This window comes from Rhizobium sp. CECT 9324, assembly GCF_918741265.1.
Taxonomy (GTDB): domain Bacteria; phylum Pseudomonadota; class Alphaproteobacteria; order Rhizobiales; family Rhizobiaceae; genus Allorhizobium.
Genome location: NZ_CAKKMZ010000001.1, coordinates 339,704 through 352,542, shown reverse-complemented (window position 1 = coordinate 352,542; position 12,839 = coordinate 339,704). Strand labels below are relative to the sequence as shown.

Genomic DNA, 12,839 nt, shown 5'->3' with positions numbered 1-12,839 from the left:
TCCCCCTTACCCCACCTTCCTCTTGCTCCAGCCTTGGCCAGAAGAGTTCAAGGCAATTTTCGCGTCGGCCGCTGGATACCCTCATCTGCCTCCCCCATATGCTTGCCACACCAAAGGCAACAGGACAGACGAATTGACCGCGCCAGACAGCAAGAACCCCTACTACAAGGGTCCCGTTTCCGATCATTTCGACGGCATACGATTTTTCAATCCCAATGGCGTCGAGCCGGGCAATTTCCGCGACCTTCTGAAATGGCAGTTCAATGGCGAGCGGGCCCGTTGGCCGAAGTCGGTCGTCAGCCCTTTCGCCGGAGCAAAACCGGTGGAGCGCATCACCGGTGACGGTCTGCGTGTAACCATGGTCGGGCACGCCGCGCTTCTGGTCCAGGTGGCCGGGCTCAACATCGTGACCGATCCACTGTGGTCCAATCGCGCCAGCCCGGTTTCCTTCGCCGGACCCAAGCGTGTGGTCGCGCCGGGCATCGCCTTTGCCGATCTGCCGCCGATCGATCTCGTGCTCGTGTCGCACAATCACTATGACCATCTCGATGTCGCGACATTGAAACGCCTGCACAAGGAGCATGCGCCACGAATCGTCACGCCGCTGGGCAATGATACGATCATCCGTCGCGCCATACCTGATGCCGAGATCGCGACGCTCGACTGGGGTGGTGAAGCGAGGATTTCCGCCGATGTCCGCATCGTCGCGGAGCCTAGCCATCACTGGTCGGCCCGCGGAACCGGCGACCGGCGCATGGCGCTCTGGGCCGCCTTCGTCATCGAGACACCGGCCGGCCGGATCTATCATGTCGGCGACACAGGCTTTCACGACGGCATCAACTACGCGAGCGCTGCCGAGAAATATCAAAGCTTCCGCCTCGCCATCCTGCCCTTCGGCGCCTATGAGCCGCGCTGGTTCATGAAGGGGCAGCACCAGAATCCGGACGAAGCCGTTCGTGGCATGCTGGCGTGCCGGGCATCCCATGTCGCCGGCCACCATTTCGGCACGTTCCAGCTGACCGACGAACCGATCGATCACCCGGTCACCCATCTACGCGCGGCACTCGACCAGCATGGAGTCGATCACGCGCTTTTCCGCCCACTGCTGCCGGGAGAGGTCTTCGACGTTCCGGCAGGGTGAGACGCTTCGCGCTGCAGCACTGGTAATTTCATCGCTTTTCCGCCATATAAACCCTCAACAGGGCAAGGAAGCATGGCAATGGACAATCGGGTCGACTTCGCGAAGATGAACGGGCTTGGCAACAAGATCCTGGTCGTCGACATGCGCGGCCGCACCGACCGCGTCACCCCGGCAGCAGCCATTGCGCTGGCCGCAGGTGCCGAGACCCATTTCGACCAGATCATGGCGGTTCATGATCCGAAGATCGATGGCACGGACGCCTATATCGACATTCTCAACTGTGATGGCACCAAGGCTCAGGCTTGCGGCAATGGCACGCGCTGCGTCGTGCAGGCGCTGGCCTCGGAAACCGGCCGCAAGACATTCACCTTCCAGACCGTTGCCGGCATTTTGAACGCCGCCGAACATGACGACGGAACCATTTCGGTCGACATGGGCAAGCCGGTGTTCGAATGGGACCGCATTCCGCTGTCGGAAGAGTTCTACGATACCAGCAAGATCGAGCTGCAGATCGGCCCGATCGACGCACCGATCCTGCATTCGCCCTCGGCCATGTCGATGGGCAATCCGCATGCGATCTTCTGGATCGACCGCGACCCGATGGACTTCGACCTGGAACGCTTCGGCCCACTGCTGGAAAACCATCCGATTTTCCCGGAAAAGGCCAATATCACCCTGGCCTACGTCACCTCGAAAACCACGATAACCACCCGCACCTGGGAGCGCGGCGCCGGCCTGACGCTCGCCTGCGGTTCGGCTGCCTGCGCCACCGCCGTCTCTGCGGCCCGCACCGGCCGTACCGAACGCAAGGTGACGATCACTGTGGCCTCGAGCCCGAACCGTGGATCGCTGATGATCGAATGGCGCGAAAGCGACAGCAAGGTCATCATGACCGGTCCTGCCGAATGGGAATGGTCGGGTTCTGTCGATCCTGTCAGCGGCGATTGGCAGCGGGATGCTGACAAAGCCGATACTGTCGCCGGGGCGTCGGCCTCGTGAGCGGCATCGACGTTATCACCTTCGGCTGTCGCCTCAACACCTACGAATCCGAAGTGATGAAGGCAGAGGCGGCCAAGGCAGGCCTGAACCATGCGATCCTGGTCAATACCTGCGCCGTCACCGGCGAAGCCGTAAAGCAGGCCCGCCAGGCCATCCGCCGCGCCCGCCGCGAAAACCCGGAAGCCCGCATCATCGTCACCGGCTGCGCCGCCCAGACGGATGCCGAAGGTTTCGCCGCCATGCCGGAAGTCGATGTCGTGCTCGGCAACGAGGAAAAGCTGAAGGCCGAGAGCTATCGCCGGCTGCCCGATTTCGGGGTTTCGGCCGAGGAAAAGCTGCGCGTCAACGACATCATGAGCGTCACCGAGACCGCGCCGCAGATGGTTGCCCATATCGACGGCCATGTGCGCGGCTTCCTGCAGGTGCAGAATGGCTGTGACCACCGCTGCACCTTCTGCATCATTCCCTATGGCCGCGGCAATTCCCGCTCGGTGCCGATGGGTGCCGTGGTCGAGCAGGCGCGCAAGCTGGTGGAAAACGGCTATCGCGAGGTGGTGCTGACCGGCGTCGATGCCACCAGCTACGGCGCCGACCTGCCCGGCCGACCAACGCTTGGTCAGCTGGCAAAGACGCTGCTGAAGCAGGTGCCGGAAATCCTCAGGCTGCGGCTGTCCTCGATCGACAGTATCGAGGTCGACAAGCATCTCTTCGACCTGATCGCCGACGAGCCGCGTTTCATGCCGCATCTGCATCTGTCGCTGCAGCACGGCGACGACCTGATCCTGAAGCGCATGAAGCGCCGGCATTCCAGTGCGGATGCGATCGCATTCGCCAGGAAGGTCCGTGACCTTCGCCCGGATTTCGCCTTTGGCGCTGACATGATCGCCGGATTTCCGACAGAAACGGAAGAGATGGCCGCCAATTCCGCACGGATGGCAGAGGAAATCGGCATCGCCCATCTGCATGTCTTTCCCTATAGCCCGCGGCCGGGCACGCCGGCGGCCCGTATGCCGCAGCATGACCGCGCCGTCGTCAAGGCCCGCGCGTCCACCTTGCGCGCCGTGGCCGAGCGCCTGCATGTAGCCCACCTCGATCGCCTGATCGGCACGCGACAAATGCTGCTGGTCGAACGCAACGAAATGGCCCATACGGAAGACTTCACCTTCGTTTCAGCGCCAGGCTTTACGCCGGGCATGCTGGTCGAGGTTTCGATCGGTGGCCATAATGGCCGCCATCTGACGATTGCATCGGCAACGGCCTCCAGCGCCGCGGCCTGAGAAGACGGATTAACAAGACCCATGGCCCTCGGTTTCTTCAAAAAAGTCTTCACCTTCGGCAAGGAAAAGCCGACTGAAACGGTGACGGAGACCGATGAAGACAAGGCGCTTGACGACAACACGCTTGAAGAGAGGGCGCTTGAAGACAGGGCGCTGCCCGCTGAGGTCGAAGCCGCGATCATAGCCGAAAGCGAGCCGCGCGACCGGGTAGAGGACCTGCCGCTCGCCGACGATCCGGTCCTAGCCGCGGACATCGATACCGCTGGCGGCCCGGCACCTGACCTCGACGCAGAACCAGCGCAGGCACAAGCGCCCGAACCGTCCGACGTCGATCTGGCCATGGTGCCGCTGGAGCTTTTGAAGGCCGAAGACGAAGCCGAGCAGCAGGCTGTCGAGCCGGTCCAGACCGAGACCCTGGCCTTCCACGAAAATCCGGTCCAGCCGGCTGATATCTCGCATAGTGACAATGTTGAAACATCGGCTCCGGTGGAAGCAGTTGTGCCGGTCGCTCTGCCGAAGGGATTTGCCACGGCCGACACCCTGCCGGTCGAGCCGGCGGACGAGGCGCCGACGGCAAAACTCACCTGGTTCCAGCGCCTGACAGCCGGCCTGTTTCGCACCTCCTCGCAACTGACCAGCCAGATCACTGCGCTGTTTACCAAGCGCAAGCTGGACGAAGAGACCCTGGAAGAGCTGGAGGACCTGCTGATCCAGGCCGATCTCGGTGTCGAGACCGCGTTGCGTGTTACCGACACACTGTCCTCCGAGCGCTATGGCAAGGATGTGACCGGCGAGGACGTGACCCGGATCATGGCCAGCGAGATCGTCAAGGTTCTGAAACCGGTCGCCAAACCGCTGGCGCTCGACCTCAATCACAAACCGCATGTCATTCTCGTCGTCGGCGTCAATGGCACCGGCAAGACCACCACGATCGGTAAGCTGGCCGCCAAGCTGTCGGGTTCCGGCTTGAAGGTCATGCTGGCGGCCGGCGACACCTTCCGTGCCGCAGCCATCGAGCAGCTGAAGATCTGGGCCGACCGCACCGGCTCGACTTTCGTCGGCACCAAGCTTGGCGCCGATGCCTCGGGCCTTGCCTATGACGCCTTCGAGCGCGCCAAGGCCGAAAAGGCCGATGTCCTGATCATCGACACGGCCGGCCGCCTGCAGAACAAGACGGAGCTGATGGCCGAGCTCGAAAAGATCGTTCGTGTGCTCGGCAAGCTCGATCCCGATGCGCCGCATACCGTGTTGCAGACGCTGGATGCCACGACCGGCCAGAACGCCATGAACCAGGTCGAGATTTTCCGCAATGTCGCCGGCGTCAACGGCTTGATCATGACCAAGCTCGACGGCACCGCCCGCGGCGGCATCCTTGTGGCGATTGCCGCCAAACACAAACTGCCGGTCTATTTCATCGGCGTCGGAGAAGGCGTCGACGACCTCGAGCCCTTCGAGGCCGAGGATTTCGCCAGCGCGATTGCAGGTATCGCCCGATGAACAATTTTCCGGACAAAACCACGAAAGACGACACCATGACCGTGCATTCCAGCGATGTCGAATCGACCCCGGCCGAAAAACATCACCCGATGCTGAAGATGGCGCTGGAACTCGGACCATTGCTCGTCTTCTTCTTCGGCAACCTGCGCGGCGAATGGCTGGCCAAGACCTTCCCGGTGCTGACCGCCGTCGGCGGCCCGTTGTTCATCGCGACCGCGCTGTTCATGGTGGCGACGATCATCTCGCTGATCGCCTCCAAGCTGATCTTCAAACACCTGCCGATCATGCCCTTCGTCTCCGGCATCGTCGTCACAATCTTCGGCACGCTGTCGATCTGGCTGCAGGACGAGACCTTCATCAAGATGAAGCCGACCATCGTCAATTCGCTGTTCGGGGTCGTGTTGCTCGGCGGCCTGCTGTTCGGCAAATCGCTGCTCGGCTATGTCTTCAACGCCGCCTTCCAACTCGACGCCGAGGGCTGGCGCAAGCTGACGCTGCGCTGGGGGATCTTCTTCCTCTTCCTGGCGGTGATCAACGAAGTGGTCTGGCGCAATTTCTCCAACGATGTCTGGGTGAATTTCAAGGTCTGGGGCACGATGCCGATCACCATCCTGTTCACGCTGGCGCAGATGCCGCTGATCATGAAGCACTCGCTGGAAGACGATAGCGCGGGCAGCAAGCCGGGCAGCAAGCAATGACCGCGCCGACGATGAGCGAAAGCGAAAACAGATCCAGCCTGAGCTTCTGGCTGATTGCCACGGCCGTCGTGCTGATCGTCCAGATCGCCGCGCAATATTTCATGGGCCGCCTGTGGATCTGCTCCTGCGGCTACATCAAGCTGTTCGAGCCGGGCGTCAACACGCCGGGCAATTCCCAGCACCTGTTCGACTGGTACACGCCGTCGCACATCATTCACGGCTTCCTGTTCTACCTGCTCGGCTGGGCCGTGCTGCGCAAGGCCTCGATCGGTGCGCGCCTGACACTGGCCGCCGTCATCGAGGCTGGCTGGGAAATCCTGGAAAACTCGCCGATCATCATCAACCGCTATCGGTCCGCAACCATGGCGGTCGGCTACGAGGGTGACAGTATCCTGAATTCGGCCATGGACATGGTCGCGATGTTCGCCGGCTTCTGGTTTGCCGCTCGCGCACCGATCTGGCTGACGGTGGTGATTGCCATCGGCTTCGAACTGGCCACGGGCTACATCATCCGGGACAACCTCACACTCAACGTGCTGATGCTGATCTGGCCGGTCGATGCGATCAAGGAATGGCAGGCGGCGCTCTGAGGGTGCTCAGGCGGCTTTGAAAGCGGGAATTTGCGCCAATTCCGCTTCGAGAGCGGAACTTTCCCGCTTCAGATCATAACCGGCCTGCAGGTTCAGCCAGAACTCCGGTGTGGTTTGAAAGAATTTGGCCAGCCGCAAGGCCGTATCCGCGCTGATGCCGACTTTCTCGCCGACGATACGTTCGATACGCGTCCGCGGGACGCGTAGCTGGCGGGCGAGGGAGTAGGGTGTCATGTTCAACGGCGCGAGATAGAGCTCTTTCAGAATTTCTCCCGGATGGATCGGCGGTGCCTTGCTGATACTCATCTTGTCGTCTCCTTGCAGCCTTCTGGCTCAATGGTAGTCGGTGATCTCGACGTTTTCAGGCCCGGCATCAGTCCATACGAAACAGATGTGCCATTGGATATTGATCCGGATTGAATACTGGTCTTCTCGATCGCCACTGAGTTTCTCCAGCCGATTTCCGGGCGGCGATCGCAAGTCTCTCAGATCCTTGGCTGCATCAAGCAAAGCCAGCAATTGTTGCGCCCGACGAACGAGATCGGCGGGGAACCCTTTACGGATGGATCCATCATCTATCGAACGGGTGCGCTTGTCCTTGAATGAACGGATCATGGTTCGACCTCCGCCAGCGTATCATCAAGAGATACGAAACGGATGTCAAGACTTAGTATCAAAGCATGATACGGGCTAGCTGCCTGCGGCCAGCGCCTTTTCGATCGCCGGCATCAACTGCGTCTCGATCGACTGCGGATCGAAGGGACCGACCTTCTTGTAGAGGATCGTGCCGTCGGGGCCGACAAGATAGCTCTCGGGGATTCCGTAGACCCCCCAGTCGATCGCCGCCTTGCCGTTCGGATCGATGCCGATCGCCTGGAACGGGTTGCCGAGTTCACCGAGGAACCGCAGCGCATTGTCAGTGCGGTCCTTGTAATTGATGCCGACGAGATTGATGCGGGGATCCCTGGACAGCTCCAGCAGCATCGGATGTTCCTCGCGGCAGGGCACGCACCAGGAGGCAAAGACATTAACCAGCGTCAGCTTGCCGGCCATGACGGCTGTGGTGAGGGCTGGTCGCTTGGATCCTTCGAGGGCGGGCAGCGCCAGGTCCGGCGCTTTGGTGCCGATCAGCGCCGAGGGAATGACGGAAATGTCGCGGCCGTTGACATCCTGCTCGTAGAGCATCTTCGCCGCAGTGCCGGCAATCACGGCAAAAAAAGCCAGTGGCAGCAGCGCGAAAACATAGCGACCGAACCCCTTGCGGGTCCTTACTGGTTCGGAGGGCTGCGTGTTCATGCCCCCTCACCCGGCTTGACGGCTGCAGAGCGACGGCGAATGCCGGAAGCCTCAAGGGCCTTCAATTCGCCCTGCCGTGCCCGGCCATCGAGCCAGACCCAGCCGATCAGCACGAGACAGATCAGCGCCGTCAGGAGATAGGAACCATAGACATAGAAGGCATGGCTCATGCGGCGTGCTCCCGGCTGGCCTGTCGGGCGGCCATGCGGCGCTGGGCGCTGACACGGCGCCGCCAGATCTCGTTGCGCATGGCGGCAAAATGCAGGGTGAAAAACAGCATGGTGAAGGCGACGGCCATGACCAGCAAAGGCCAGAGGAATTCCGGATCCACCGTCGGGCCATCCAGCCGGATGACGCTTGCCGGCTGATGCAGCGTGTTCCACCACTCGACCGAAAACTTGATGATCGGGATGTTGACGAAGCCGACCAGGATCAGCACCGAACTCAGACGCGCGGCCTTGGACGGATCGTCCATCGCGCGGTTGAGCGCAATCAGGCCGAGATACATCAGGAACAGCACAAAGACTGAAGTCAGGCGCGCATCCCAGACCCACCAGGTGCCCCACATCGGCTTGCCCCAGAGCGAGCCGGTTATCAGCGCGATCAATGTGAAGGCAGCGCCCAGCGGGGCGGCGGCCTTGTGGCTGACATCGGCCAGCGGATGGCGCCAGACCAGCGTGCCGATCGCCGACAGCGCCATCACCGAATAACACATCATCGACAGCCAGGCAGCCGGCACATGCACATACATGATGCGCACCGTGTCGCCCTGCTGGTAATCGCCCTCGGTGGTGAAACTCATGTAGAGACCGACGGCAAACAGCAGCAACGTGATGCTGGACAGCCACGGCAGCAACCGCGCCGTCAACGCGAGGAAACGTGTCGGATTGGCGAGGTCGCCGATTTTCGAGATGGCAAGGCTGGTATCGCTCATGAGACTGCTTCTAACCTGTCATCCCTGTTGCTGCAATTGATCCTGGTCAATCCGGGCGTGCTTAGTCTGCGGCATTGCGCAGCGCCAGCGCTGCCGCCAGCGGACCGATGACCGCAAAAAACAGCATGATCGCGACCAGAAACAGGAAGGGTGGCATAAATGGGGCCGGATCCTCGACGGCGGCATACGAAGCGCTGACACCGAAGATCAGCACCGGGATCGCCAGCGGCAGGACCAGGATCGAAACCAGCAGGCCGCCGCGCGGCAGTGCGACCGCGACCGCGGCGCCCGCCGCACCGATGAAGGTGATCGCCGGAGACCCGACCAGCAGCGTCAGCATCACAGCACCGATCGCGACCTCGCTCATGTTCATGAACAGGCCGAGCAGCGGCGATGCGATGACCAGTGGCAGGCCGGTCGCCACCCAATGGGCCAGGCATTTGACGAAGACGGTCAACACCAGCGGCGTTTCCTGCATCAGGAGCACGTCCAGCGCGCCGTCGTCGCGCTCGGCCTGGAACAGCCGGTCGAGCCCGAGCAGCGCCGACAGAAGGGCACCGATCCAGACGATCGCCGGGCCTATGCGGGCCAGAAGGTTGAGATCGGGTCCGACGCCGAAGGGGATGACGGCGACGACCGTCATGAAAAACAAGACGCCGATCAGCGCGCCACCACCGGCACGCACGGAAAGCTTCAGGTCACGCAGGAAAAGCGCGATCATTGCACGCCCTCCATCCCGGCATGGTCGAAACCGAGCATCTCCAGTTGCTGCGCGCCTTCCAGACCGAGCGGCTGATGCGTGGCGGCGAGCACAATGCCGCCGGATGCGCGATGCCGGCGCACCAGGCCTTCGAACATCGCATCGGCACGCGAATCAAGTGCGGCCGTCGGCTCATCGAGGATCCAGATCGGCCGGTAGGCGACAAGCAGTCGCGCCATGGCGAATCGCCGCTGCTGACCGGCCGAAAGATAGCCATAGGGCAGGTGCGTAATGTCTTCGAGACCGACAGCCTGGGCTGCATCTTCGACCGACATGCTCTCGCCGCCCCCGACATCACCGAGATATCGGCGCCAGAAACCGAGGTTTTCATCAACCGTCAGTTCCCGCTTCATGCCATTGCAATGACCGAGATAGTGGCTGAATTCACCCGCCGGACGAACCTCGCCATCCGCCGAAATCAGGCATTCCGCCTGGCCTGTCTCGGGTCGCAGAAGCCCTGCAACGACACGGAGAAGCGTCGATTTTCCCGACCCGTTACGGCCTGTCAGCACCAGCGCATCGCCTGGACCCAAGTCAAAGGAAATGTTTACGAAAATGAATTCCTCGCCGCGTCGCGCACTCAGGTTTTCTACCGTCAGGCGCATGGCCGACCCTTCATTAAGATTTTAATCATCGCGTTGCAAAAATTTGTCAAAATTCGCCATTGGTCGGTCTGGAACCTTTCTTAGAAACTATCTATAAGACCTGCAAGCACGCCAGCGGTCGGCGTGAACTTCATCCTTGTGCCGAACATGAACGTTGCGACAGCAATATTTCACGGGCGGACAGCGGAAATGGCCGTACCCGCATCCTGATGTGCATGAAGTGCATAGGCGTCCGCACGATTGTGTTGGCTATCAGTATCAGCGGGGTTTCTATCCGTGGCTAAATCTCTCGACAGTTTCAATTGCCGTTCGGTCTTGACCGTAAACGGCAAAGACTACGTCTATTACAGCATCCCGAAGGCCGAGGCGAACGGCCTCGCCGGCGTGTCGAAGCTGCCCTATTCCATGAAGGTCCTGCTGGAAAACCTCCTGCGCAATGAAGACGGTCGGTCCGTCTTCAAGAAGGACATCGAGGCAGTCGCCGCCTGGCTCGTCGACAAGGGCACGGCCGAAAGCGAAATCGCCTACCGTCCGGCCCGCGTGCTGATGCAGGACTTCACCGGCGTTCCGGCCGTCGTCGACCTGGCTGCCATGCGCGACGCCATGGTCAACCTCGGCGGCGACCCGGAAAAGATCAACCCGCTTGTGCCCGTCGACCTCGTGATCGATCACTCGGTCATCGTCGACGAATTCGGCACCCCGACCGCCTTTGCCCGCAATGTTGAGCTCGAATATGAGCGCAACGGCGAGCGCTACCGCTTCCTGAAATGGGGCCAGCAGGCGTTCAAGAACTTCCGCGTCGTTCCTCCGGGCACCGGCATCTGTCACCAGGTCAATCTGGAATACCTCGGCCAGACCGTCTGGACCAAGGATGAGGACGGCGAAACCACCGCCTATCCCGACACCTGCGTCGGTACGGACAGCCACACCACAATGATCAACGGTCTCGGCGTTCTCGGCTGGGGCGTTGGTGGCATCGAAGCCGAAGCCGCCATGCTCGGCCAGCCTGTCTCCATGCTGCTGCCTGAAGTCATCGGCTTCAAGCTGACCGGCAAGGTCAAGGAAGGCGTGACCGCAACCGACCTCGTGCTGACCGTCGTGCAGATGCTACGCAAGAAGGGCGTCGTCTCGAAGTTCGTCGAATTCTTCGGCCCCGGCCTCGATTCGATGTCCCTCGCCGACCGCGCCACCATCGGCAACATGGGCCCGGAATATGGCGCGACCTGCGGCTTCTTCCCGGTTGACGGCGAAACCATCAACTACCTGACCATGTCCGGCCGCACCAAGGACCGCATCGCGTTGGTGGAAGCCTATTCCAAGGTTCAGGGCATGTGGCGTGATGGCGACGGTTCTGAGCTGGTCTTCACCGACACACTCGAACTCGACCTCGGCGACGTCGTGCCGTCGATGGCCGGCCCGAAGCGTCCGGAAGGCCGCCTGCCGCTCGAAACCATCGCGCCGAACTTCGCGACGGCCCTGGAAACCGACTACAAGAAGCCGGGCCAGCTGACCAATCGCTACGCGGTCGAAGGCACCGACTACGATATCGGCCATGGCGACGTGGCGATTGCCGCCATCACCTCCTGCACCAACACCTCGAACCCGAGCGTGCTGATTGCGGCCGGCCTGCTGGCCCGCAACGCGGTCGCCAAGGGCCTGAAGACCAAGCCCTGGGTGAAGACCTCGCTGGCACCGGGATCCCAGGTCGTCGGCGAATACCTGGCGAAGTCCGGCCTGCAGGTTTCGCTCGATGCACTCGGCTTCAACCTGGTCGGCTTCGGCTGCACCACCTGCATCGGCAATTCCGGCCCGCTGCCGGCGCCGATCTCGAAGACGATCAACGACAAGGGCCTGATCACCGCGGGCGTCCTGTCGGGCAACCGCAACTTCGAAGGCCGCATCTCGCCGGACGTCCAGGCCAACTACCTGGCTTCGCCGCCGCTGGTCGTGGCTTACGCGCTTGCCGGTACCGTCCAGAAGGACCTGACCACGGAACCGCTCGGTGAAGACCAGAACGGCAACCCGGTCTATCTCAAGGACATCTGGCCGACCTCGCACGAGATCCAGGAATTCATCCTGAAATACGTCACCCGCGAACTTTACGAATCGAAGTATGCCGACGTGTTCAAGGGCGATGCCAACTGGCAAGCCGTTCAGGTTCCTGCCGGCCAGACCTATGCCTGGGACGACAAGTCGACTTATGTGCAGAACCCGCCTTACTTCGTTGGCATGGGCAAGACCGGCACCGGCCTGAAGAACATCAAGGGCGCCCGCGTTCTCGGTCTCTTCGGCGACAAGATCACCACCGACCATATTTCTCCGGCCGGCTCGATCAAGGCGGCTTCGCCTGCCGGTGCCTACCTCACCGAAAACGGTGTGGCCGTGGCCGACTTCAACCAGTACGGCACGCGCCGCGGCAATCATGAAGTGATGATGCGCGGCACGTTCGCCAATATCCGCATCCGCAACCACATGCTCGGCCCGAACGGCAAGGAAGGTGGCTACACCATCCACTATCCGTCCAAGGAAGAGATGTCGATCTACGACGCGGCCATGCAGTACAAGGCTGAAGGCACGCCGCTGGTCATCTTCGCCGGCGTCGAATACGGCAACGGTTCGTCGCGTGACTGGGCTGCCAAGGGTACCAACCTGCTCGGCGTTCGCGCCGTGATCGCCCAGTCTTTCGAGCGTATCCACCGCTCGAACCTGGTCGGCATGGGCATCGTGCCCTTCGTCTTCGAGGAAGGCACGACCTGGGCCAGCCTCAACCTCAAGGGTGACGAGATCGTCGAGATCGACGGCCTGGAAGGTGACATCAAGCCACGCGAGAAGAAGATCGCCAAGATCACCTATGGCGACGGCACGGTGAAGGAGCTTCCGATCCTCTGCCGCATCGATACGCTGGACGAAGTGACCTACATGAACAATGGCGGCATCCTGCAGACGGTTCTTCGCGACCTGGCTGCCTGATACCCGTTTTCTTCGTGAACGAAACGAAGCCGCTGGCGCCCTGCCAGCGGCTTTTTTTGGGACCGGTGCGCA

Annotated in this window: 14 protein-coding genes; 7 read left to right on the top strand and 7 right to left on the bottom strand. The window is 61.6% G+C overall.

Annotated elements, in window-relative coordinates; translation table 11 throughout:
• The first annotated feature begins 133 nt into the window (after positions 1 to 133).
• The 6 genes from LQ231_RS01615 to LQ231_RS01590 all read left to right on the top strand — a co-directional run bounded on the left by LQ231_RS01615 (position 134) and on the right by LQ231_RS01590 (position 6,202).
• The gene (locus LQ231_RS01615) at positions 134 to 1,141 is read left to right on the top strand and encodes an MBL fold metallo-hydrolase (RefSeq protein ID WP_230170028.1); all 1,008 of its coding nucleotides are present in this window, start codon (positions 134 to 136) and stop codon (positions 1,139 to 1,141) included.
• Positions 1,142 to 1,219: 78 nt separating this feature from the next.
• The gene (gene dapF / locus LQ231_RS01610) at positions 1,220 to 2,140 is read left to right on the top strand and encodes a diaminopimelate epimerase (protein WP_230170027.1); all 921 of its coding nucleotides are present in this window, start codon (positions 1,220 to 1,222) and stop codon (positions 2,138 to 2,140) included.
• Complete coding sequence (mtaB, locus tag LQ231_RS01605) at positions 2,137 to 3,417, top strand: tRNA (N(6)-L-threonylcarbamoyladenosine(37)-C(2))-methylthiotransferase MtaB (RefSeq protein WP_230170026.1); 1,281 nt, start codon at positions 2,137 to 2,139, stop codon at positions 3,415 to 3,417. Before dapF ends, mtaB begins: the two co-directional genes overlap by 4 nt.
• Before the next feature lie 21 nt (positions 3,418 to 3,438).
• Complete coding sequence (gene ftsY / locus LQ231_RS01600) at positions 3,439 to 4,914, top strand: signal recognition particle-docking protein FtsY (RefSeq protein ID WP_230170025.1); 1,476 nt, start codon at positions 3,439 to 3,441, stop codon at positions 4,912 to 4,914.
• A gap of 35 nt (positions 4,915 to 4,949) precedes the next feature.
• Positions 4,950 to 5,612: a septation protein A gene (locus LQ231_RS01595; RefSeq protein WP_230173210.1), complete on the top strand. Its 663-nt coding sequence runs from the start codon at positions 4,950 to 4,952 to the stop codon at positions 5,610 to 5,612.
• Entirely contained in the window at positions 5,609 to 6,202 is a 594-nt protein-coding gene (locus LQ231_RS01590) for a DUF2585 domain-containing protein (RefSeq protein ID WP_230170024.1), read from the top strand. The genes LQ231_RS01595 and LQ231_RS01590 overlap by 4 nt, the downstream gene beginning before the upstream one ends.
• Positions 6,203 to 6,208: 6 nt before the next feature.
• Here LQ231_RS01590 and LQ231_RS01585 read toward each other — a convergent pair whose 3' ends face one another.
• From LQ231_RS01585 to ccmA, 7 genes are all read right to left on the bottom strand, one after another.
• Positions 6,209 to 6,508, bottom strand: coding sequence for a HigA family addiction module antitoxin (locus LQ231_RS01585; protein ID WP_230170023.1), 300 nt, complete (start codon positions 6,506 to 6,508; stop codon positions 6,209 to 6,211).
• A 27-nt stretch (positions 6,509 to 6,535) separates the two neighbouring features.
• The gene (locus LQ231_RS01580; protein WP_230170022.1) at positions 6,536 to 6,817 is read right to left on the bottom strand and encodes a type II toxin-antitoxin system RelE/ParE family toxin; all 282 of its coding nucleotides are present in this window, start codon (positions 6,815 to 6,817) and stop codon (positions 6,536 to 6,538) included.
• A gap of 75 nt (positions 6,818 to 6,892) precedes the next feature.
• On the bottom strand, positions 6,893 to 7,498 hold the full coding sequence (locus tag LQ231_RS01575; protein WP_230170021.1) for a DsbE family thiol:disulfide interchange protein: 606 nt from the start codon (positions 7,496 to 7,498) through the stop codon (positions 6,893 to 6,895).
• Complete coding sequence (gene ccmD, locus LQ231_RS01570; RefSeq protein ID WP_113142826.1) at positions 7,495 to 7,668, bottom strand: heme exporter protein CcmD; 174 nt, start codon at positions 7,666 to 7,668, stop codon at positions 7,495 to 7,497. Before ccmD ends, LQ231_RS01575 begins: the two co-directional genes overlap by 4 nt.
• Complete coding sequence (locus LQ231_RS01565) at positions 7,665 to 8,432, bottom strand: heme ABC transporter permease (protein WP_113142825.1); 768 nt, start codon at positions 8,430 to 8,432, stop codon at positions 7,665 to 7,667. Before LQ231_RS01565 ends, ccmD begins: the two co-directional genes overlap by 4 nt.
• Before the next feature lie 61 nt (positions 8,433 to 8,493).
• Positions 8,494 to 9,153, bottom strand: a complete 660-nt coding sequence (gene ccmB / locus LQ231_RS01560) for a heme exporter protein CcmB (RefSeq protein ID WP_007598888.1) — start codon at positions 9,151 to 9,153, stop codon at positions 8,494 to 8,496.
• Positions 9,150 to 9,797, bottom strand: a complete 648-nt coding sequence (ccmA, locus tag LQ231_RS01555) for a heme ABC exporter ATP-binding protein CcmA (protein ID WP_230170020.1) — start codon at positions 9,795 to 9,797, stop codon at positions 9,150 to 9,152. The genes ccmB and ccmA overlap by 4 nt, the downstream gene beginning before the upstream one ends.
• Before the next feature lie 276 nt (positions 9,798 to 10,073).
• On the opposite strand from ccmA, the gene acnA reads away from it, so the two are divergent.
• The gene (acnA, locus tag LQ231_RS01550; protein WP_230170019.1) at positions 10,074 to 12,767 is read left to right on the top strand and encodes an aconitate hydratase AcnA; all 2,694 of its coding nucleotides are present in this window, start codon (positions 10,074 to 10,076) and stop codon (positions 12,765 to 12,767) included.
• Positions 12,768 to 12,839: the final 72 nt, after the last annotated feature.

Excerpts from the sequence above, each read along its gene's own strand:
- dapF (WP_230170027.1), top strand. The coding sequence starts at position 1,220 with ATGGACAATCGGGTCGACTTCGCGAAGATGAACGGGCTTGGCAACAAG.
- ftsY (WP_230170025.1), top strand. The coding sequence starts at position 3,439 with ATGGCCCTCGGTTTCTTCAAAAAAGTCTTCACCTTCGGCAAGGAAAAG.
- LQ231_RS01595 (WP_230173210.1), top strand. The coding sequence starts at position 4,950 with ATGACCGTGCATTCCAGCGATGTCGAATCGACCCCGGCCGAAAAACAT.
- LQ231_RS01590 (WP_230170024.1), top strand. The coding sequence starts at position 5,609 with ATGACCGCGCCGACGATGAGCGAAAGCGAAAACAGATCCAGCCTGAGC.
- LQ231_RS01585 (WP_230170023.1), bottom strand. The coding sequence starts at position 6,508 with ATGAGTATCAGCAAGGCACCGCCGATCCATCCGGGAGAAATTCTGAAA.
- LQ231_RS01580 (WP_230170022.1), bottom strand. The coding sequence starts at position 6,817 with ATGATCCGTTCATTCAAGGACAAGCGCACCCGTTCGATAGATGATGGA.
- LQ231_RS01575 (WP_230170021.1), bottom strand. The coding sequence starts at position 7,498 with ATGAACACGCAGCCCTCCGAACCAGTAAGGACCCGCAAGGGGTTCGGT.
- ccmD (WP_113142826.1), bottom strand. The coding sequence starts at position 7,668 with ATGAGCCATGCCTTCTATGTCTATGGTTCCTATCTCCTGACGGCGCTG.
- LQ231_RS01565 (WP_113142825.1), bottom strand. The coding sequence starts at position 8,432 with ATGAGCGATACCAGCCTTGCCATCTCGAAAATCGGCGACCTCGCCAAT.
- ccmB (WP_007598888.1), bottom strand. The coding sequence starts at position 9,153 with ATGATCGCGCTTTTCCTGCGTGACCTGAAGCTTTCCGTGCGTGCCGGT.
- ccmA (WP_230170020.1), bottom strand. The coding sequence starts at position 9,797 with ATGCGCCTGACGGTAGAAAACCTGAGTGCGCGACGCGGCGAGGAATTC.